At 69.7% G+C, this 20,735-nt stretch carries 14 protein-coding genes; 11 read left to right on the top strand and 3 right to left on the bottom strand.

Features of this window, described 5'->3' with window-relative positions:
* Window positions 1-421 precede the first annotated feature (421 nt).
* The 9 genes from leuS (at window position 422) to ACI2L1_RS08345 (ending at window position 12,533) form a co-directional block, all read left to right on the top strand.
* Entirely contained in the window at window positions 422-3,298 is a 2,877-nt protein-coding gene (leuS, locus tag ACI2L1_RS08385; protein WP_404738529.1) for a leucine--tRNA ligase, read from the top strand.
* A 179-nt stretch (window positions 3,299-3,477) separates the two neighbouring features.
* Window positions 3,478-4,212: a hypothetical protein gene (locus ACI2L1_RS08380; RefSeq protein WP_404738528.1), complete on the top strand. Its 735-nt coding sequence runs from the start codon at window positions 3,478-3,480 to the stop codon at window positions 4,210-4,212.
* Window positions 4,213-4,284: 72 nt separating this feature from the next.
* On the top strand, window positions 4,285-5,130 hold the full coding sequence (locus tag ACI2L1_RS08375) for a DegV family protein (RefSeq protein ID WP_404738527.1): 846 nt from the start codon (window positions 4,285-4,287) through the stop codon (window positions 5,128-5,130).
* Window positions 5,131-5,802: 672 nt separating this feature from the next.
* Window positions 5,803-6,588 (top strand): helix-hairpin-helix domain-containing protein, encoded by a 786-nt coding sequence (locus ACI2L1_RS08370; RefSeq protein WP_404738712.1) that lies wholly within the window; start codon window positions 5,803-5,805, stop codon window positions 6,586-6,588.
* A gap of 80 nt (window positions 6,589-6,668) precedes the next feature.
* Window positions 6,669-9,290 (top strand): ComEC/Rec2 family competence protein, encoded by a 2,622-nt coding sequence (locus ACI2L1_RS08365; protein WP_404738711.1) that lies wholly within the window; start codon window positions 6,669-6,671, stop codon window positions 9,288-9,290.
* Between the two features lie 4 nt (window positions 9,291-9,294).
* Window positions 9,295-10,149, top strand: a complete 855-nt coding sequence (locus tag ACI2L1_RS08360) for an arylamine N-acetyltransferase (RefSeq protein WP_404738526.1) — start codon at window positions 9,295-9,297, stop codon at window positions 10,147-10,149.
* 84 nt (window positions 10,150-10,233) lie between these two features.
* Window positions 10,234-10,479: a hypothetical protein gene (locus ACI2L1_RS08355; protein ID WP_404738525.1), complete on the top strand. Its 246-nt coding sequence runs from the start codon at window positions 10,234-10,236 to the stop codon at window positions 10,477-10,479.
* 165 nt (window positions 10,480-10,644) lie between these two features.
* Window positions 10,645-11,634: a DNA polymerase III subunit delta gene (gene holA / locus ACI2L1_RS08350; protein ID WP_404738524.1), complete on the top strand. Its 990-nt coding sequence runs from the start codon at window positions 10,645-10,647 to the stop codon at window positions 11,632-11,634.
* 500 nt (window positions 11,635-12,134) lie between these two features.
* Window positions 12,135-12,533 carry a nuclear transport factor 2 family protein gene (locus ACI2L1_RS08345; protein ID WP_404738523.1) on the top strand — a complete coding sequence of 133 codons (399 nt, stop codon included), beginning with the start codon at window positions 12,135-12,137 and terminating at the stop codon, window positions 12,531-12,533.
* Window positions 12,534-12,758: 225 nt separating this feature from the next.
* On the opposite strand, the gene rpsT is transcribed toward ACI2L1_RS08345, so the two are convergent.
* Window positions 12,759-13,019, bottom strand: coding sequence for a 30S ribosomal protein S20 (gene rpsT / locus ACI2L1_RS08340; protein ID WP_067314365.1), 261 nt, complete (start codon window positions 13,017-13,019; stop codon window positions 12,759-12,761).
* Window positions 13,020-13,273: 254 nt separating this feature from the next.
* Here rpsT and lepA point away from each other — a divergent pair, with 254 nt between their 5' ends.
* Window positions 13,274-15,142 (top strand): translation elongation factor 4, encoded by a 1,869-nt coding sequence (gene lepA / locus ACI2L1_RS08335; RefSeq protein ID WP_404738522.1) that lies wholly within the window; start codon window positions 13,274-13,276, stop codon window positions 15,140-15,142.
* 234 nt (window positions 15,143-15,376) lie between these two features.
* A complete protein-coding gene (locus tag ACI2L1_RS08330; RefSeq protein WP_404738521.1) occupies window positions 15,377-17,251 on the top strand; it encodes an AMP-dependent synthetase/ligase in 1,875 nt (624 codons plus the stop codon).
* A 103-nt stretch (window positions 17,252-17,354) separates the two neighbouring features.
* On the opposite strand, the gene ACI2L1_RS08325 is transcribed toward ACI2L1_RS08330, so the two are convergent.
* Together ACI2L1_RS08325 and ACI2L1_RS08320 are read right to left on the bottom strand one after the other, a co-directional pair.
* Window positions 17,355-17,900, bottom strand: a complete 546-nt coding sequence (locus ACI2L1_RS08325; RefSeq protein WP_404738520.1) for a two-component system response regulator — start codon at window positions 17,898-17,900, stop codon at window positions 17,355-17,357.
* Between the two features lie 14 nt (window positions 17,901-17,914).
* On the bottom strand, window positions 17,915-20,735 hold a 2,821-nt coding region (locus tag ACI2L1_RS08320; protein ID WP_404738519.1), incomplete at its 5' end, for a HAMP domain-containing protein.

Here is a 20,735-nt window from a genome sequence, read left to right as displayed (position 1 = left end):
AAGGCGGTCCCGCTGCCGCACTCTAAGTGGCGCCATACCGGCGGGTACGGTGTTTGAGTTATTGCGTTGTTATCAAATGACTGCGGGGCCGTTGTGATGTCCCTTAGTGGCTGTTACGCGAAGTAACCATTGGCCTTGATTCAGTTCCTGTCGGATGGATCGGTGCGCTCGACTGCGGCGGCGAGGGCGGCACCCGGTGCCAAAGAGGCATACGTAAGCTCGTCGCGGCTTGCTCAACGGCTGCGGTACCCTAACGCCATGCGTGCCGTACGCCTTCTGCTTAGCGAGCCGCGCTGATCAGTCCCGACCACCGGTGAAGACGTGGTCGGAATCGGCGCGGCGTCCCCTCCTGTGCGAGGGGATTTTTCGTTTCCGGACGACACAGCCGCTGGCAGAGACGATCGATGGAGCTTTGAGGACCATGAGCGAGACGAACCCCGCTGCCCCCGCCGAGGTGGCCGCGCCGCACCGCTACACGGCCGCCGTCGCGGCCGAGATCGAGGCACGCTGGCAGGACTTCTGGGACGCCGACGGCACCTACGCGGCACCGAACCCGAAGGGCGACCTGGCGGGCGACCCGCAGCTGGCGGCCCGGCCCAAGAAGTTCATCATGGACATGTTCCCGTACCCCTCCGGTGCGGGCCTCCACGTCGGCCACCCGCTGGGCTACATCGCCACCGACGTCTTCGCCCGCTTCCAGCGGATGACCGGCCACAACGTCCTGCACACCCTGGGCTTTGACGCCTTCGGCCTGCCCGCCGAGCAGCACGCCGTCCAGACCGGCGAGCACCCTCGGATCACCACCGAGGCCGCCATCTACAACATGAAGTCCCAGCTGCGCCGGCTGGGCCTGGGCCACGACAAGCGCCGGTCGTTCGCCACGATCGACCCGGACTACTACAAGTGGACCCAGTGGATCTTCCTGCAGATCTTCAACTCCTGGTACGACGACGAGGCGCAGAAGGCCCGGCCGATCTCCGAGCTGATCGCGCAGTTCGAGTCCGGTGAGCGCGCGGTCCCCGGCGGCGGCTCCTGGGGCGAGCTGTCGGCCGCCGCCCGCGCCGACATCCTGAGCGGGTACCGCCTGGCGTACGCCTCCGACGCGCCGGTCAACTGGTGCCCGGGGCTGGGCACCGTGCTGGCCAACGAGGAGGTCACCGCCGACGGCCGCAGCGAGCGCGGCAACTTCCCGGTTTTCAAGGCCAAGCTGCGCCAGTGGAACATGCGGATCACCGCCTACGCCGACCGCCTGCTGGACGACCTGAACGAGCTGGACTGGCCCGAGGCCATCAAGCTGCAGCAGCGCAACTGGATCGGCCGCTCCGAAGGTGCCCGAGTCGACTTCCCGATCGACGGCGAGCGCATCACCGTCTTCACCACACGCCCGGACACCCTGTTCGGCGCGACCTACATGGTGCTGGCACCCGAGCACCCGCTGGTCGAGAAGTTCACGCCGCAGGAATGGCCCGAGGGCACGCACGACGTCTGGACCGGCGGTCACGCGACCCCGGCCGAGGCCGTCGCCGCCTACCGTGCGCAGGCCGCCTCCAAGTCCGACGTCGAGCGCCAGGCCGAGGCCAAGGACAAGACCGGCGTATTCATCGGCTCGTACGCGACCAACCCGGTCAACGGCGAGCAGATCCCCGTCTTCATCGCCGACTACGTCCTGATGGGCTACGGCACCGGCGCGATCATGGCCGTACCGGCGGGCGACCAGCGCGACTTCGAGTTCGCGCGCGCCTTCGAGCTGCCGATCCAGTGCATCGTCGAGCCGACCGACGGCCGGGGCACCGACACCTCGACGTGGGAGGACGCCTTCGCGTCGTACGACGCGAAGATCATCAACTCCAGCGGTGAGGGTGTCTCCCTGGACGGCCTGGGCGTCGCCGAGGCCAAGGCACGCATCACCGAGTGGCTGGCCGCCAAGGGCATCGGCGAGGGCACCGTCAACTTCCGGCTGCGCGACTGGCTGTTCAGCCGCCAGCGCTACTGGGGCGAGCCCTTCCCGATCGTCTACGACGAGGACGGCATCGCGCACTCGCTGCCCGAGTCGATGCTGCCGCTGGAGCTGCCCGAGGTCGAGGACTACTCGCCGCGCACCTTCGACCCGGACGACGCGGACACCTCCCCGGAGACCCCGCTGTCCCGCAACGAGGACTGGGTGAACGTCACCCTGGACCTGGGCGACGGACGCGGCCCGCGCGCGTACCGCCGCGAGACCAACACCATGCCCAACTGGGCCGGTTCCTGCTGGTACGAACTGCGCTACCTGGACCCGCACAACAGCGAGAAGCTGGTCGACCCGGAGATCGAGCAGTACTGGATGGGCCCGCGCGCGGGGCAGCCGCACGGCGGCGTCGACCTGTACGTCGGCGGCGCCGAGCACGCCGTGCTGCACCTGCTGTACGCGCGCTTCTGGTCCAAGGTCCTGTACGACCTGGGGCACGTCTCGTCGGCCGAGCCCTTCCACAAGCTGTTCAACCAGGGCATGATCCAGGCCTTCGTCTACCGCGGCAGCCGTGGCTTCGCGGTGCCGGCCGCCGAGGTGGAGGAGCGCGACGGCGCGTACTACTACCAGGGCGAGAAGGTCAGCCGCCTGCTGGGCAAGATGGGCAAGTCCCTGAAGAACGCGGTCACTCCGGAGTCGATCTGCGCGGAGTACGGCGCCGACACCCTGCGGCTGTACGAGATGGCGATGGGCCCGCTGGACGTCTCCCGTCCGTGGGACACGCGCGCGGTGGTCGGCCAGTACCGGCTGCTGCAGCGGCTGTGGCGCAACATCGTCGACGAGAGCACCGGCGAGGTGACCGTCGTCGACGCCGAGCCCGACGAGGCGACCCTGCGCGCCCTGCACAAGGCGATCGACGGGGTGCGCCAGGACCTGGAGGGGCTGCGCTTCAACACCGCCATCGCCAAGGTCACCGAGCTGAACAACCACCTGACCAAGGCGGGCGGCGCCGTGCCGCGCGCGGTCGCCGAGCCGCTGGTGCTGCTGGTCGCGCCGCTGGCCCCGCACATCGCCGAGGAGCTGTGGCGCAAGCTGGGCCACACCGACTCGGTCGTCCACCAGGACTTCCCGGTCGCCGACCCGGAGTACGTCGTGGACGAGACGGTGACCTGCGTGGTCCAGGTCAAGGGCAAGGTCAAGGCCCGCCTGGAGGTCTCGCCGGCCATCTCCGAGGACGAACTGGAGAAGGTCGCGCTGGCCGACGAGAAGGTCGTGGCGGCGCTGGACGGGGCGGGCATCCGCAAGGTGATCGTGCGGGCGCCGAAGCTGGTGAACATCGTTCCGGCGTAGGGCCTGTCCGGATCGTTTCGACATAGGGCCTGTCCGGCGTGATCCGCCGGGCGGGGTCTCAGTCCCCTAGGGGTGCGGTACGGGCAGGTTCGGGGTTCTTCCGGAACTCCGGGCCTGCCTGTTGCGTTTACCTTTGAAGAGCGGCGCGGGGAGTGCCGTGCCGGCGGAGGAGGAGCGTTGTGGAAGCAGTGATCGCGATCGTGGCCCTGCTTTTCGTGCTCTTCGTGGTGCTCGGTGTGTACGCGACGGTGAAGGTGGTCGGCGCCGCCAAGCGCGGGGTGGACCGCACCATCACCCAGGCCCGGCGCACGGTCGAGGACCACACCCTGCGCGCCAAGTCCTTCGCCCAGCTCGGCCCCGCGGGCGAACTGGCCCAGTTGCGGCTGAAGCTGCGCACCTCGATGCGGAGCACCCAGGACGCGCTGCACGCGGGCGTGGCCGAGGACGAGTCCCTCAAGGAGTCCCTCGGCCTTTTCCAACGGCTCAGCGCACACGGCCACGAACTGGACGGTGAACTCAAGCGCCTGGAGGCCGAGCCCGACCGCGCGAAGCTCGCCGAGCGCCTGCCCGGCCTGCGGGAGCGCACCGAGCGCATCACACAGTCGGCGGACTCACTGCGCTGGGCGGCACGCGACCGCGCCCGCCGTTTCGCCGACGACGACCTGGACACGTTGAGCGCGCAGATCGACGTCGAGTCCGGTGCACTGCGGCACTGGACGAAGACCGAGCCCGCCGCGACACCGCCCCCGTGGCCCGAGGCCTCCGCCGCCGAGAACAGCACCGAGCAGCAGACCTGGCCCGAGACACCCCGCTCCCGCACCGCCGAGGAACCGACGAAGCCCGCCATCACTCCGCCGGGCCCGCGCCCCACCTACCCCTGGCAGAAGAAACCCCGTCCCGAGAGCACGACTTGATCCGGACACGGCAGCCCCGGGTGACAGGGGCCGGGCTGCCGACCGGACGCTACGGCAGGTAACCTCCAGCTCATGTCCCGCCATGTCGCGATCGTCACGGATTCAACGGCCTACCTGCCGCAGGGGACGATGGAGCGGCACGGCATCACCGCGGTACCCCTGACCGTGGTCCTCGGGGACCGCGCGCTGGAAGAGGGCACCGAGATCTCGACCCGGTCACTGGCCCAGGCACTCCAGAAGCGACGCTCCGTCACCACCTCGCGGCCCAGCCCCCAGCTCTTCGCGGAGCACTACCGAAAGGTCGCCGAGTCCGGGGCCACGGGCATCGTGTCGCTGCACCTGTCCGCCGAGCTCTCCGGCACCTATGACGCGGCGGTGCTGGCGGCGCGCGAGGCGCCGGTTCCGGTGCGTGTGGTCGACACCGGCATGATCGCGATGGCCCTCGGATTCTGCGCGCTCGCCGCCGCCGAGGCCGCGGAGGCGGGCGGCACGATCGACGAGGCGGTCACCGCCGCGGAGAAGCGGGCCGCGGGCACGTCCGCCTACTTCTACGTCGACACCCTCGACTATCTGCGCCGTGGCGGCCGGATCGGGGCCGCACAGGCCCTCCTGGGGTCTGCGCTCGCCGTGAAACCGCTGCTGAAGCTCGATGGCGGCCGGATCGAACCGCTGGAGAAGGTGCGGACGGCGTCGAAGGCCATCGCTCGCCTGGAGGAGATCGCGGCCGACCGGGCGGGCAGCGCGCCGGTCGACATCGCGGTCCATCATCTGGCCGCCCCCGACCGGGCGTCGGCCCTCGCGGACCGGCTGCGGGCCCGGGTGACGGGACTTGCCGACCTGCATGTGAGCGAGGTCGGGGCGGTGATCGGGGCGCACACGGGGCCCGGGTTGTTGGGGGTTGTGGTTTCGCCCCGGTGACGCTGCATGTTCACGTCGTGAAGGGTGTCGTCACTCGTGCGGGTGGCGGAGTTTTCCACAACCGGTGGGTAGTCCCCGGGAATTGACCAAGATCATCGCGTGAGGGCGGATGTGGCCGATCCTCGGCGCATGGCACTTCGATCACGCTCACGCACAGCGACGGCGACCAGCGGGCCGGGACGCGGCCCTCATTCCGACGGGCGCTCACGGCACCGCCGACCGCCCGCCACCCGAAGCCGGGTCCGGCATCGGCATGCCGCCTCGGCGGACGAACTCCAGCGGCGGGCGGAGGTGCTGTTCGCCGAACGCACGCAGGAGAGGGGGCCGGGGAAGGGGCCGCCGCCGGATGGATGGGGTGTGGGCAAGGGGGTGGCGGGTGACGGTTTGGAGGCCGTCGACGCCGTCGATTTCACCGAGGCCGGCTCGGCGGTCGAGTCGGTTGGTTCAGCGCAGGTGGCCCGGCGGGGGGCTCGTTTCGCCGAAGAGAGTCGGCGTGGCGCTGGTCCTGCGGAGTCGGCCTGGAGCGATGCCGGTTCCGAGGAGGGCGCGCGGAGAGATACCGGTTACGAGGAGCCCGAGCGCAGCGGTGCCCGTTCCGAGGAGCGGACCTCGCCGGAAGGTGGTGCTGGGGACAAGTCCTGGCGGGACGCTCGCTCGGCGGGTGGGGGTTGGCTGGACGACGATTCCGAGGCCGGAGACTGGCGGGACGCCGAGGTCAGGGACGGGAGCTGGCGGGAGCGGGCCGGGCTTGCCCTGCGGGAGCGGATGCCGGTGTGGTTGCAGGCGCGGTGCGGGCTGGAGCGGCGGAACGTGGTTGCGCTCTCGGTGCTGCTCGTCGTGGCCGCGGTCTTCGCTGTCCAGCACTTCTGGACCGGCCGGACACAGTCCGTCCAGGCGCCTGAAGTGGTGCGCGCCGCCGCTCCGTTCGGGGAGAGCGGCTCGGGCGGAGACAGTGGGCAACGCGGGGAGGCCGAGCCGGCAGCCTCCGGCGGGGGCCCGAACGGGGCAGGGCCGGCCGGGGCCGAGATCGTCGTGGACGTCAGCGGGAAGGTCCGTGAGCCCGGGATCCAGCGACTTCCGGCAGGGTCGAGGGTCGCCGACGCGTTACGGGCGGCCGGTGGAGTGCGGCCGGGCACGAACACCGACGCCCTGAACCGAGCGCGGTTCCTGGTGGACGGTGAGCAGGTCGTCGTCGGCGGCCCGGCCGCGCCCGCGGTGGGCGGCCCCGTGGCCGGTGGTCCTGCCGGTCCGGTGGCGGGGGCGGCGGCTCCCGTCTCACTGAACACGGCAACCGTGGACCAGCTCGACACCCTGCCGGGCGTCGGCCCCGTTCTGGCCCAGCACATCGTCGACTACCGCACCCAGCACGGTGGCTTCCGCTCGGTGGGCGAACTGCGCGACGTCAACGGCATCGGCGACCGTCGCTTCGCCGATCTGCGGAATCTCGTACGCCCATGAGGTACGGCCTCGGGGTGCGGCAGGGAGATGTGGACGAGGGACGGAGGGAGACCGGTGCCGAAGGGCGTGCGCGGGGCGCTGTGCATGCCGCCTCCGGGAAGCGGCTCGGGGATGCGCACCCCCGGCAGGAAGGGCCCACGGATCTGAGGCTGGTACCGCCGGCGCTCGCGGCGTGGGTGACGGCCGCGGTCACCCTCGATGTCCCGTCGGGATGGGTCACGGGGCTCGTGGCCGGGTGTCTCGTCGTGGCCTGTGTGCTGCTGCTGCCGGGACGGCGGAGTGGCGTGCGGGGCCTTGGTGGGAGCGGTCGGATCCCGGTCGCCGCCGTGCTGCTCTGTGTCGCGGCGGCAGCCACGTCCGCCGGGCTGCACGGAGCCGATCTGCGACGGGGGCCGGTGCCCGCGCTGGCCCGGCAGTACGCCACCGTGACCGCCGAGGTCGAGGTGACCTCAGACCCGCGTCTCACCCGGCCCCGGATCACCGGTGATCACGCGGCCCCGACCGCCGTCGTCATCGATGCCGAGGTCCGGCGGGTGGAGACGGTGGACAGGAGGACGGTGGCGACGCGGGCGCCGGTGCTCTTGATCGTCGACGCGCGTGCGGGTGTGAGCTCGGATGAGGAAATGGTGGGCATCGGTGGGCCGCGGTCCGGCTCGCCGACCACTGTGGAGGGTCCGGCGCGGTCGCCCTGGCTCGGGTTGCTGCCGTCCACGCGAGTGCGGGTCGCCGCGCGGATCGCGCCGCCGCTGGTCGAGGGTGATCGTGTCGCGGCCGTGCTGCGGGTGAGGGATCGTGAGGGGCCCGAGGTCGTGGGGGAGGCATCGGGGACGCAGCGGTTCGCGGGACGGTTGCGAGCGGGACTACGGGAGGCCACCGACGAGCTGCCCGCGGATGCGCGGGCGCTGTTGCCGGGGCTGGTCGTAGGAGACACCGCACGGATCACGCCGGAGTTGGACGAGGCCTTCAAGGAGACCGACCTCGCGCACACGCTCGCCGTCTCCGGCAGCAACCTCACGATCCTGCTCGCCCTGCTCATCGGGCCGCCCGGACTCGCCCAGCTCGTCGAGAGACGGGGACTCGCGCCCCGCCTCGGGATGTCACTGCGGACGACCGCGCTGCTCGGCGGCGGGCTCACGCTCGGATTCGTCATCGTGTGCCGACCGGACCCGAGCGTGCTGCGGGCGGCGGCCTGCGGGGCCGTCGCGTTGCTCGCCCTCGCGACCGGGCGCCGCAGATCACTGATCCCGGCGCTGGCGACGGCCGTACTGTTGCTGGTGCTGTACGACCCGTGGCTGGCCCGCAGTTACGGCTTCCTGCTCTCCGTCCTGGCCACCGGTGCCCTGCTCACGCTCGCCCCGCGCTGGAGCCTGGCACTGCGCCGTCGCCGGGTACCGCCGCGGCCGGCGGAGGCGTTGGCGGCGGCCGCCGCCGCACAGGCGCTGTGCGCACCGGTGGTCGCCGTACTGTCGGCGCGGGTGAGCCTGGTGGCGGTGCCGTGCAATCTGCTCGTGGAGTTCGCGGTCGCCCCGGCCACGGTCCTGGGCTTCGCGGCCTTGGCTACGGCACCCGTGGCGATGCCGGCGGCCAAGGCGCTGGCCTGGTGTGCGAGTTGGCCCGCCGGGTGGATCGCGGACGTGGCCCGCACCGGGGCGTCGCTGCCCGGCGGGGGGATGGACTGGCCGGGCAGTTGGACAGGGGCGGGGCTGCTCGCCCTTGCCACCGGGGTCGTGCTGCTGGTCGGGCGACGGCTGCTGAGGCATCCCTGGTGGTGCGCCGTCTGCGCGGTGCTGTTCCTGTTGGCGGTCGTACAGCCGCCACCTCTGACCAGGGTGGTCACCGGCTGGCCGCCACCGGGCTGGCGGTTGGCGATGTGCGACGTGGGACAGGGGGACGCGATGGTGCTGGCGGCCGGCGAGGGTGCCGGCGTGGTCGTGGACGCCGGTCCCGATCCGACGCTCGTCGACGACTGCCTGCGCACGCTCGGCATCACCAAGGTGCCGCTAGTGGTCCTGACCCACTTCCACGCCGACCATGTGGCCGGTCTGCCCGGGGTGCTGCGGGGGCGGGCGGTGGGGGCGATCGAGACGACGGGGTTCGAGGAGCCGGTGGACCAGGCCGAGTTCGTACGGCGGGAGGCGGCGGCCCGGCGTGTTCCGGTGACGCGTGCCGTGGCCGGCGAGGAGCGGCGGACGGGGGCGTTGGCCTGGGAGGTGCTGTGGCCCCCGGCGGGCCCGTCGATGGCGGCGGCGGACGGGCCCAACGATGCCAGTGTCACGATGCTCGTCCGGTCGGGCGGGCTGCGTTTCCTCCTGCTCGGGGATCTCGAACCCCCGGCCCAGCAGGAGCTGTTGAGGTCACCGGCGGGAGCGCGGCTGGCCCGGGTTGATGTGCTCAAGGTCGCTCATCACGGTTCGGCCTACCAGGACCCTGAGCTGATACGCCGGGCCGCCCCGAGGGTCGCGCTCATCTCCGTCGGTGCCGACAACTCGTACGGCCACCCGGCTCCCCCTACGGTCGCCGCGCTGCGGGCCGGGGGCGCGGTGGTGCTGCGCACGGACCGGGACGGTGCACTGGCGGTCGTCGGGACGGGCGGCGGCATAGAGGGTGGGGACGGCGTGGGAGGAGACGGCGTCGGCGGGAAACGCGTTGGCGGGGAAGGCGGTGGCGTGGGCGGTGGGGAGCTGTGGGTGGCGCGAGACTGAAGGCATGAATCCCACAGAGGTCGACGCGTATCTCCGCCGCCTGGGTGTCCAGCACCCGGCGTGGCCCACCGTTGAGGTCCTGCGCGAGCTGCATCTGCGCCATCTGCAGACCGTGCCCTTCGAGAACCTGTCGGTGCACCTCGGCGAGGAGATCGTGCTGGAGGAGGAGCGGCTGGTGGACAAGGTGGTGGGCGCCCGGAGGGGAGGGTTCTGCTACGAACTGAACGGGGCGTTCGGGGCTCTGCTGGCCGCGCTCGGCTTCGACGTCACGCTGCTCGCCGGCCGTGTGTACGGGGACGAGGGGCGGCTCGGGATCCCGTACGACCATCTCGTGCTGCGGGTACGGACAGTGGACGGGGGAGAGTGGCTGGCCGATGTCGGGTTCGGGGCGCACAGCCACTATCCGCTGGCGTTCGGAGCGCGGGGAGAGCAGGAGGATCCCGGTGGCGTTTTCCAGATCGTCGAGGCGGGGTCAGACGCGGCAGGGGTGCGGGGCGGCGACGGTGTGGTGAAGCAGGGAGGGGGTGAGGCCGCGGATCTGGAGGTCCGCACGGGCGGCAGGAGTCAGTACCGGCTGGAGTTGCGGCCCAGGGTGCTCGGTGACTTCGTGGCCGGGGCATGGTGGCACAGCACCTCGCCGGCCTCGCACTTCACACAGTCACTGGTGTGTTCGAGGGTGACGGAAGAGGGCGGGCGGATCACGCTCAGCGGCCGGGTCCTCAAGGCGACGTCGGCCGACGGGACGCGGGAGGAACGGGAGTTGGAGACGGACGAGGAGGTGCTGGAGGCGTACCGGGAGAGGTTCGGTATCGAGCTCGGTGCTGTGCCGGTGGTGCGAGGCCCTGACCGGAGCGGCTGATTCGGTCCGGGCTCAGCCGCCGGAGCCATCGGAGCCACCGGAGCCGACGGTGTCGGGGCATCGGGCGACCTGGAAAATGGTGGCGTGAGCGATGTGAGACATGTGCTGGTGCTGCCCGATCGGGATGCCGCGGAGGCGGTGGTCGAGGCGCTCGGGGAGCGGTTCGGGGTGGATGAGGAGCCGCGGGTCGTTCGGGATGCGTTGGCGGGGGAGGACGATGCGGAGGATGCGCAGTGGCTGGTCGTTCTCCGGGATGAGGCGGGGCGGTTGGATCCCGGGGAGCTGGATGAGTTCGTGGGGGAGTGGGATGGGTGGCGGGAGGAGCCGTAAGCCGGCGGCAGCTTGGCCTGAGTGAGGGAGGTGCCGCGGCAGGTCGTTCGGCGGCTGGGGGCTTGTCGTGGTTGGCCGCGCGGTTCTCCGCGCCCCTGGGTGGGTGCAGTGATCGTGGGCTGCGACCCTCGGGGCGTTGTCAGTGGTCCGTGCGATGCTGTCGGGGTGGCCAGGAAGACTGCTGATGATGACGTTCTTGCCTCGGTGACGGTTGCCGTGGGGCAGGAGGACCTGCTGCTGGATCGGGCTGTGCAGGAGGTGGTTGTCGCCGCTCGGGCCGCTGATGCGGATACGGATGTACGGGATCTGACGTCGGAGCAGTTGCAGCCGGGGACGCTGGCCGAGTTGACCAGTCCGTCGTTGTTCGCGGAACGCAAGGTCGTCGTCGTGCGCAACGCGCAGGATCTCTCGGCCGACACGGTCAAGGACGTGAAGGCGTATCTCGGAGCGCCCGCCGAGGAGATCACCCTCGTGCTGCTGCACGCGGGGGGAGCGAAGGGCAAGGCCCTGCTTGATGCCGCGCGGAAGGCGGGGGCCCGGGAGGTCGCCTGTCCGAAGATGACCAAGCCGGCGGATCGGCTGGCCTTCGTGCGGCAGGAGTTCCGGGCGACCGGGCGGTCCGCCACGCCCGAGGCGTGCCAGACGCTCGTCGATGCGATCGGGAGTGATCTGCGCGAGCTGGCGTCCGCCGTGTCGCAGCTGGTCGCCGATGTCGAGGGGACGATCGACGAGGCCGTGGTGGGGCGGTACTACACAGGGCGGGCCGAGGCCTCCAGCTTCACGGTCGCCGACCGGGCCGTGGAGGGGCGGGCCGCGGAGGCGTTGGAGGCTTTGCGGTGGTCGTTGGCGACCGGGGTCGCGCCGGTCATGATCACCAGTGCGTTGGCGCAGGGGGTGCGGGCGATCGGGAAGCTGTCTTCGGCTCGGGGCGGGCGGCCTGCTGATCTCGCGCGTGAGCTGGGGATGCCGCCGTGGAAGATCGATCGGGTGCGGCAGCAGATGCGGGGGTGGACGCCGGACGGGGTGGCGGTCGCGTTGCGGGCCGTGGCTGAGGCGGATGCGGGGGTGAAGGGCGGGGGGGACGATCCCGAGTACGCGCTGGAGAAGGCGGTTGTCGCGATTGCTCGGGCGGCTCGGTCTCGGGGGCGGGGCTAAGCGCTCCGCTGGAGGTGCCGTGTCATGCCGTCTTTCGTCTGCGGCATCGTCGCGGCCGGTCGCGCAGTTCCCCGCGCCCCTTCAGTTCCCCGCGCCCCTTCAGGGCGCCGCCGAACCGCAGCCGACTTCACCCGACCCGTTGGACGGGCGGTCGGTGTTCCGTCGGTGCGGTGCGGTGCGGTGCGGTGCGGTGCGGTGCGGTGCGGTGCGGTGCGGGTGCGTGCAGGTGCAGGTGCGTCGGGGCTGGGCGGGGGTGGGTTTCGCTCGCCGCCGCTGGGCGGGTGCCGCTGCGCCCACCCGTGCCGCCCTGCGGCACGACTGCCCGCATCTGGGGCACATGGCGGGCGATCGGGTGCCCGCGTCTGGGGCACGTGGGGACGATCAGGTGCCCGCATCCGCGGCAAGCGGCGGGCGATCGACTGCTCGCATCCGGGGCAAGTGGGGGAGAATCGGACCTGTCAGCCGAACATCGCCTAAATGACGGAAAGGTGGCGGTCGTCATGGCTGAGCATCCGCATGCCGTGCTCGTTCGTAAGGGGTTCGAGGCGTTCACCCGCGGGGATCTCGACACTCTGCGGGAGTTGATCGCGAAGGATGCCACGCATCACGTGCCGGGTAGTCACCCGCTCTCCGGGGACTTCAAGGGGCAGGACGCGATCATCGACATGTATCAGAAGCTGGGGGAGGAAACCGGCGGGTCGATGCGTCTGGAGATGCTGGGGATCGCCGTCGACGGGCGGGGGCACGCCGTCGGGATGAGCCGGTTCACCGCTGAGCGGAAGGGCCGGCGTCTGGACGACACCGGATGCATCGTCTTCCGGATCGTCGGGGACAAGGTCACCGACCTCGACGAGTGTGTCGAGGACATCGACAAGAGCAACGAGTTCTGGGCGGACTGAACACCGTAGGGCTCATGACGAAGGCCCCGGACGCCCTGCCCTGGGGAAGGGCGGTGCGCCGGGGCCTTCGGTTCAAGCTGGGCGGAGACCACGCCCGCGTGGCGAACGCAGGCCGCGCGCGGCTCCTTGGGTGCCGGTCGGGAGCGGATGAGAGAGGGCCCGCTCTGGGTCCTTCCGGCGGCTCGGTCCCGTGGACGGGACCGGTCAGATCAGAAGAGGTCGGCCTTAGAGGGACGAGACCTTCGAAGCAAGCGCCGACTTCTTGTTGGCGGCCTGGTTCTTGTGGATGACACCCTTGGAGACGGCCTTGTCGAGCGCACGCGCGGCAGCGCGCTGCAGCTCGGTGGCCTTCTCGGTGTCACCCGCGGCAGCGGCCTCGCGGGCCTTGCGGATCGCGGTCTTCAGGGAGGACTTGACGGCCTTGTTGCGCAGCCGAGCCTTCTCGTTGGTCTTGATCCGCTTGATCTGGGACTTGATGTTCGCCACGAATGAGCCTCTACAGGTTCAGGTACGGATCCAGGAGGATTCCGGGTAAGGGAGTCCCCGGGTCCCGCACCGGGTGATTTCTAGAAGACGTGCCTCGTGCTGAGAGGGCATGAGACACAGCTGCCCAGACTACCAGCGGCCCGGCACACGGCCCAAACCGGTCCCCGGTCCCCGCCCGTGGGACCATGGAGGCTACGTATCGATCCGACCCGAGACCGCAGACACTGCGGACGCCTCAAGAATCAGGACCCTGCGTGCCCGCGATCCCCAGCCATGTGCCCGAGCCGAGTCGTACCGACCCGGCGCTGATCCGCAACTTCTGCATCATCGCGCACATCGACCACGGCAAGTCCACGCTCGCCGACCGGATGCTCCAGCTGACCGGTGTGGTCGAGCAGCGCCAGATGCGTGCTCAGTACCTCGACCGCATGGACATCGAGCGCGAGCGCGGAATCACGATCAAGTCGCAGGCGGTGCGTCTGCCGTGGGCTCCCACCGAAGACAAGAGCAACACGCACATCCTCAACATGATCGACACCCCGGGGCACGTCGACTTCACGTACGAGGTCTCGCGGTCGCTCGCCGCCTGTGAGGGCACCGTCCTCCTCGTCGACGCCGCCCAGGGCATCGAGGCCCAGACCCTCGCCAACCTGTATCTGGCGATGGAGAACGACCTCACGATCATCCCCGTGCTCAACAAGATCGACCTGCCGGCCGCGCAGCCCGAGAAGTTCGCCGAGGAGCTCGCGAACCTCGTCGGCTGCGACCCGTCCGACGTCCTCAAGGTCTCCGCCAAGACCGGGCTCGGCGTCGACGCGCTGCTGGACAGGGTCGTCAAGGAGGTCCCGGCGCCGGTCGGCGTCAAGGACGCCCCGGCCCGCGCGATGATCTTCGACTCGGTCTACGACTCCTACCGCGGTGTCGTGACGTACGTCCGTGTCATCGACGGCCAGCTCAGCAAGCGCGAGCGCATCAAGATGATGTCGACGGGCGCCACCCACGAGCTGCTGGAGATCGGGACGAACTCGCCCGAGATGCTGGGTGCCGACGGCCTCGGCGTGGGTGAGGTGGGTTACCTCATCACCGGTGTGAAGGACGTCCGCCAGTCCAAGGTCGGTGACACCGTCACCACCCTGCACAAGGGCGCCACGGAGGCTCTCGGGGGGTACAAGGACCCCAAGCCCATGGTCTTCTCCGGGCTCTACCCGCTCGACGGCTCCGACTACCCCGAGCTGCGCGAGGCCCTCGACAAGCTCCAGCTCAACGACGCCGCGCTCGTCTACGAGCCGGAGACCTCCGCCGCGCTGGGGTTCGGTTTCCGTGTCGGCTTCCTGGGGCTGCTGCACCTCGACGTGATCCGCGAGCGGCTTGAGCGCGAGTTCGGGCTCGATCTCATCGCGACCGCGCCGAACGTGGTCTACCGGGTCGTGATGGAGGACGGTACGGAGCACACCGTCACCAACCCGAGCGAGTTCCCCGAGGGCAAGATCAACGAGGTGTACGAACCCGTCGTACGCGCCACGATCCTCGCCCCGACCGAGTTCATCGGCGCGATCATGGAGCTGTGCCAGACCCGGCGCGGCACCCTGCTCGGCATGGACTACCTGTCCGAGGACCGGGTCGAGATCCGCTACACCCTGCCGCTCGCCGAGATCGTCTTCGACTTCTTCGACCAGCTGAAGTCGAAGACGCGCGGATACGCCTCGCTGGACTACGAGCCCACCGGTGAGCAGACGTCCAGCCTGGTCAAGGTCGACATCCTGCTGCACGGCGACAAGGTGGACGCGTTCTCGGCGGTCACGCACAAGGACGCGGCGTACGCCTACGGTGTGCGGCTCGTCGCCAAGCTGCGCGAGCTCATCCCGCGGCAGGCCTTCGAGGTGCCCATCCAGGCCGCCATCGGCTCCCGGGTGATCGCCCGCGAGACCATCCGTGCCATCCGCAAGGACGTCCTCGCCAAGTGCTACGGCGGTGACATCTCGCGTAAGCGGAAGCTGCTTGAGAAGCAGAAGGAAGGCAAGAAGCGGATGAAGATGGTGGGTTCCGTGGAGGTTCCGCAGGAGGCATTCATCGCGGTGCTCTCCAGTGATGACAGCGCGGGATCGGGCAAGGGCAAGAAGTAACCGCGGGTTACAGTCGGTTGCCTGTCGAATCGGATGGAATGGGGTCCGTCGTGCGAAAGCGTGGCGGGCCCCTACGCGTGCGTAGCGTCGCGCTCTGTAGGAAGTGACAGGCCGCCGCCCCTTACGAACGGCTCGGCCGCGCTTTACCCTGATCTCTGCTCGATAGTTACTCGCGAGTTAAACAACAGCCGCAAACCTGAGCCAGCCGCGCTGTCGCGGGCCCCGGAGGATGTCGTGAGCGACACACAGACACTGATCGAGAACCGTCCGCCGAGTGTGGCGACCGTCTTCCTGGAGCGCGTTGCGGCCACGCCGGACGCCGAGGCGTACCGGTACCCGGTGCCGGCGGCCTCCGGCCAGGGCCCGGACGACTGGAAGTCACTCAGCTGGGCGCAGGCCGCGGAGCGGGTGTACGCCATCGCGGCCGGGTTGATCGAGTTGGGGGTGCAGCCCGAGCAGCGGGTCGCCCTCGCCTCCTCGACCCGGATCGAGTGGATCCTCGCGGACCTCGGCATCATGTGCGCCGGCGCCGCCACGACCACGGTCTACCCGCAGACCAACGCCGACGAGTCGGCGTTCATCCTCTCCGACTCCGAGAGCCGCGTGCTGATCGCGGAGGACGCGGCCCAGCTCGCCAAGGCGGTCGAGAAGCGCGGCGAGCTGCCCGCGCTCACCCATGTCGTGGTGATCGACCCGGCCGGTGTCGAGACCGCCGACTGGATCCTGACCCTCTCCGAGCTTGAGGTCCGGGGCGCCGCCCGCCTGGAGAAGGACCCCGACCTGATCAAGGAGCGGGTCGGTGCGATCGCCAAGGACCAGCTCGCGACGCTGATCTACACCTCCGGCACCACCGGCCGGCCCAAGGGCGTACGGCTGCCGCACGACAACTGGGCCTACATGGCGAAGGCGACCGCCGCGACCGGCCTGATCAGCAGCGAGGACGTGCAGTACCTGTGGCTGCCGCTCGCCCATGTCTTCGGCAAGGTGCTCACCTCCGGGCAGATCGAGGTCGGTCACGTCACCGCCGTCGACGGCCGTGTCGACAAGATCATCGAGAACCTTCCGGTCGTGCAGCCGACGTACATGGCGGCCGTGCCGCGCATCTTCGAGAAGGTCTACAACGGGGTCGCGGCGAAGGCCCGTGCGGGCGGCGGCGCCAAGTACAAGATCTTCCAGTGGGCCGCCGAGGTGGGCCGCGCGTACGCCAAGGAGAGCCAGGACAACTTCCGGCGCACCGGTACCGCGGGGGCGTCCTTCGGGCTGAGCGCCAAGCACAGGGTGGCCGACGCGCTGGTCTTCGCGAAGATCCGGGAGGCGTTCGGCGGGAACCTTCGGGCATGTGTCTCCGGGTCCGCCGCGCTCGCGCCCGAGATCGGGTACTTCTTCGCCGGCGCCGGGATTCACATCCTTGAGGGCTACGGGCTCACGGAGTCCTCCGCGGCCTCCTTCGTGAACCCCGGGGAGGCCTACCGCACCGGCACGGTCGGCAAGCCGTTCCCCGGCACGGAGGTGCGCATCGCGGACGACGGGGAGATCCTGCTGCGCGGACCCGGGATCATGGAGGGCTACCACGGGCTGCCCGAGAAGACGGCCGAGGTTCTTGAGGCCGACGGGTGGTTCCACACAGGGGACATCGGTGAGCTGTCGCCCGACGGGTATCTGCGGATCACCGACCGCAAGAAGGACCTCATCAAGACGTCCAGCGGCAAGTACATCGCGCCCGCCGAGGTCGAGGGGCAGTTCAAGGCGGTGTGCCCCTATGTCTCCAACATCCTCGTGCACGGGGCCGACCGGAACTTCTGCACGGCGCTGATCGCGCTGGACGAGATGTCGATCCTGGAGTGGGCCAAGGGGAACGGGCTCGAAGGGAAGTCGTACGCGGAGGTCGTCGCCGCGCCCGTCACCGTCTCCATGGTCGAGGGGTATGTGAAGCAGCTCAACGAGGGGCTTCAGCGGTGGCAGACGATCAAGAAGTTCCGGTTGCTGCCGCGGGATCTGGACGTGGAGCACGGTGAGATCACGCCGAGTCTGAAGTTGAAGCGGCCTGTTGTGGAGCGGGAGTACAAGGCTCTTATCGACGAGATGTATGCGGGGTCTCGCGAGGCGTAGGGGATGGCTGGGGAGCGTGCGCGGCTGCCGGTGCGTCGTGGCTGGTCGCGCCCGCGCGACGGAGCCGCATATCGACACAGCCCCGCGCCGCTAAAAGCAGCAGTCACCGTCGGCCCAGAAGATGACGTAGCTCTCGGACCTGCGAGCGCTGGGGATCGGTCAGTTCGGTCTCCAGCGCCGCCAGACGTTCGGTGACCTCCTCGTAGTCCGCCCGTTGCCGCGCCAACAACCGCTCCAACTGCTGGTTCTTCCTGTGCAGTTCCAGGAAGACGCTCACCTTCGCGCGGAGTACCCAGGGGTCGAAGGGCTTGGTCAAGTAGTCGGCGGCGCCGGTCGCGTAGCCGCGGAAGGCGTAGCCGGAGTCGTCCTCCGCACCCGTGAGGAAGATGATCGGGACGTCCTTCGTCTGGTCCAGGCGTTTGATGTTCGAGGCCGTCTCGAAGCCGTCCATGCCCGGCATACGGACGTCCAGGAGGACCAGGGCGAACCGGCGGCGGAGCAGGGCCTTCATCGCCTCCTCGCCCGAACGGGCGCGGACCAGCGGTTCGTTGAGGGACCCCAGGACGGCCTCCAGTGCGATCAGGTTGTCCTCCATGTCGTCGACCAGGAGGATGCCCGCCCTGCCGTCGGTCGTTGTCTCAGCGCTCATGTGACTTCCCTCCTTCAGTCGTCCGTGGGCGGGACCACCGCCTCCTCGGGTTCGGCCCGCTCTTCCTCCGGCCCCACGCCCTCCGGGTCCAGGAGTGCGCATACGACGGTCAGGAGCTGGTCGACGTCCACCGGCTTCGGTACGTAGTCGTTGGCGCCGCGCGCGATCGACTTCTCGCGGTCCCCGGGCATCGCCTTCGCGGTGAGCGCGACGATGGGCAGGCCGGTCCAGCGCGGGGCGCGGCGGATGGCGGCAATGGTCTCGTAGCCGTCCATCTCCGGCATCATGATGTCCATCAGGACGAGTTCGACGTCCGGGTTGCGCTCCAGGGTCTCTATGCCCTCGCGGCCGTTCTCCGCGTACAGCACCGGCATACCGACCCGGCCCAGCACATGGGTGAGGGCGAAGACGTTGCGGATGTCGTCGTCGACGATCAGCACCCGGCGTCCGGAGAGGACCTGTCCGGCCCGTCCCGCCTTCCACGCGTCCAGTTTGGTGGGCGCCGGCCAGGAGTCCTCGGCGTCGTGTGCGGTCGGATAGGGCTCGGTGGACAGGTCTTCCGCGGCCGGCAGGGGTCGGTCCTCTGCGGTCGGGCCGGTCGCCGAGTGGCCGGGGCTGACGACGGGGACGTAGAGCGTGAAGGTGGAACCCTCGCCGGGTTCGCTCTCCGCGACGATACGGCCGCCCAGCAGGCCCGCGATCTCCCGGCTGATGGAGAGGCCGAGCCCGGTGCCGCCGTACTTGCGGTTGGTCGTGCCGTCGGCCTGCTGGAAGGCCTCGAAGATCACCGGGAGTTTCTCCTGCGCGATGCCGATGCCGGTGTCGGACACCGCGAAGGCGATCACGTCGTCGCTGTCGCGGACTCCCCCACCCTCGACTTCGCTCGAGTGGGGGGACCCCCATCGGTGCTCGGGGTCCTTGACGCGGTTCACGCGCAGCTCGACCCGGCCGGTGGCGGTGAACTTGATGGCGTTGGAGAGCAGGTTGCGCAGGATCTGCTGGAGGCGCTGTTCGTCGGAGTACATCTCGCGCGGCACGTCCTCGCCGACGGCCACCTCGAAGGCGAGCCCCCGGTCCAGGGTGAGCGGGCGGAAGGTCGCGTGGACGTAGTCGAGCAGCTTGATGAGGGGCAGCTTCTTCGGGCGTACGTCCATCCGGCCGGCCTCGATCTTCGACAGGTCCAGGATGTCGTTGATCAGTTGGAGCAGGTCGGAGCCGGACCTGTGGATCGTCGTCGCGAACTGCACTTCCTGGTCGGAGAGATGGCCGTCCGGGTTGTCGGAGAGCAGCCTCGCCAGGATCAGCAGGGAGTTCAGCGGGGTGCGCAGTTCGTGGGACATGTTCGCCAGGAACTCCGACTTGTACTGGGACGAGGTCGCCAACAGGGCGGCCTTGTCCTCCAGTTCGGCGTTGGAGCGCTGCAACTCCGCCTGCTGCATCTGGAGTTCGTCCGAGCGCTCCTGGAGCTGCATGGCCAGACGCTGGGACTCGCCGAGCAGGGACTCGGTGCGGGAGTTGGCGATGATGGTGTTGATGGCGACGCCGATGGTGTTCACGAACTGGTCGAAGAAGGCCAGGTGGACGTCGGAGAAGCGGGAGAAGGAGGCGAGTTCGATGACGCCCAGGAGCTTGTCCTCGAAGAGGATCGGAATGATCACGACACTGGCGGGAGCTGCCTCACCCAGACCACTGTTGATCTTGATGTAGTCCGGCGGGGCCTCCTCCACCAGGATGCGCTTCTTCTCGCGGGCCGCCTGGCGCACCAGCCCGTGGACCGGCATGCCGCCGGTGTCGACGGTCGCGCCCTGCGCCGAGCCGTAGCCCGCGATGAACGCCAGTCCCTTTGCCGGGACGGTGGTGTGAAGAGAGGCGCCGTCCTCGTCCGGGTCGGCCAGGAAGAACGCGCCGTACTGGGCGTTCACCAGCGGGGTCAGCTCGCGCAGGATCAGGTCGGCCACCTCCATCAGGTCCCGGTGACCCTGCATCAGGGCGGCGAGGCGCGCGAGGTTCGACTCCAGCCAGTCCTTGGCGCGGGTCGTCTCGCGGAGGTTGGCCACCATCAGGTTGATGTTGTCCTTGAGCTCGGCGACCTCGCCCTGCGTCTCCACGGTGATCGAGCGGGACATGTCGCCCTGGGCCACCGCGGAGGCGACCTCGGCGATCGCGCGGACCTGGGTGGTCAGGTTGGAGGCGAGCTCGTTCACGTTGGTCGTCAGCCGCTTCCAGGTGCCGTACACACCCTCGACCCGTGCCTGGCCGCCGAGCTGTCCCTCACTTCCCACTTCCCGGGCCACGCGGGTGACCTCGGAGGAGAAGGAGGAGAGCGTGTCGACCATGGTGTTGATGGCGGTCTTCAGCTCCAGGATCTCGCCGCGGGCGTCCACGTCGATCTTCTTGGAGAGGTCACCGTTGGCCACCGCGGTCGTCACCTGGGCGATGTTCCGCACCTGTGAAGTCAGGTTGTCGGCCATGTAGTTGACGTTGTCGGTCAGGTCCCGCCATACCCCGGAGACGCCCAGCACCTGGGCCCGGCCGCCCAGTCGGCCGTCGGTGCCGACCTCGCGGGCCACGCGGGTCACCTCGTCGGCGAAGGCCCGCAGCTGCTCCACCATCGTGTTGACGGTGTCCTTCAGTTCGAGGATCTCGCCCCGGGCGTCGACGGTGATCTTCTTGGAGAGGTCGCCGTTGGCGACGGCGGTGGTGACCTGGGCGATGTTCCGCACCTGTGAGGTCAGGTTCAGCGCCATGAAGTTGACGTTGTCGGTGAGGTCTTTCCAGACACCGCTCACGCCACGCACCTGGGCCTGGCCGCCGAGGTTTCCTTCGGTGCCGACC

Origin of the sequence: Streptomyces sp. NPDC019531 (genome assembly GCF_044903305.1) — a bacterium.
GTDB lineage: Bacteria > Actinomycetota > Actinomycetes > Streptomycetales > Streptomycetaceae > Streptomyces.
The sequence above is the reverse complement of the archived record's forward strand: the minus strand, read 5'-3'. Positions and strand labels throughout refer to the sequence as shown.

Bases quoted from the DNA above. Each gene is read 5' to 3' on its own strand.
- leuS (WP_404738529.1), top strand. From the start codon at position 422: ATGAGCGAGACGAACCCCGCTGCCCCCGCCGAGGTGGCCGCGCCGCAC.
- ACI2L1_RS08375 (WP_404738527.1), top strand. From the start codon at position 4,285: ATGTCCCGCCATGTCGCGATCGTCACGGATTCAACGGCCTACCTGCCG.
- ACI2L1_RS08360 (WP_404738526.1), top strand. From the start codon at position 9,295: ATGAATCCCACAGAGGTCGACGCGTATCTCCGCCGCCTGGGTGTCCAG.
- ACI2L1_RS08345 (WP_404738523.1), top strand. From the start codon at position 12,135: ATGGCTGAGCATCCGCATGCCGTGCTCGTTCGTAAGGGGTTCGAGGCG.
- ACI2L1_RS08325 (WP_404738520.1), bottom strand. From the start codon at position 17,900: ATGAGCGCTGAGACAACGACCGACGGCAGGGCGGGCATCCTCCTGGTC.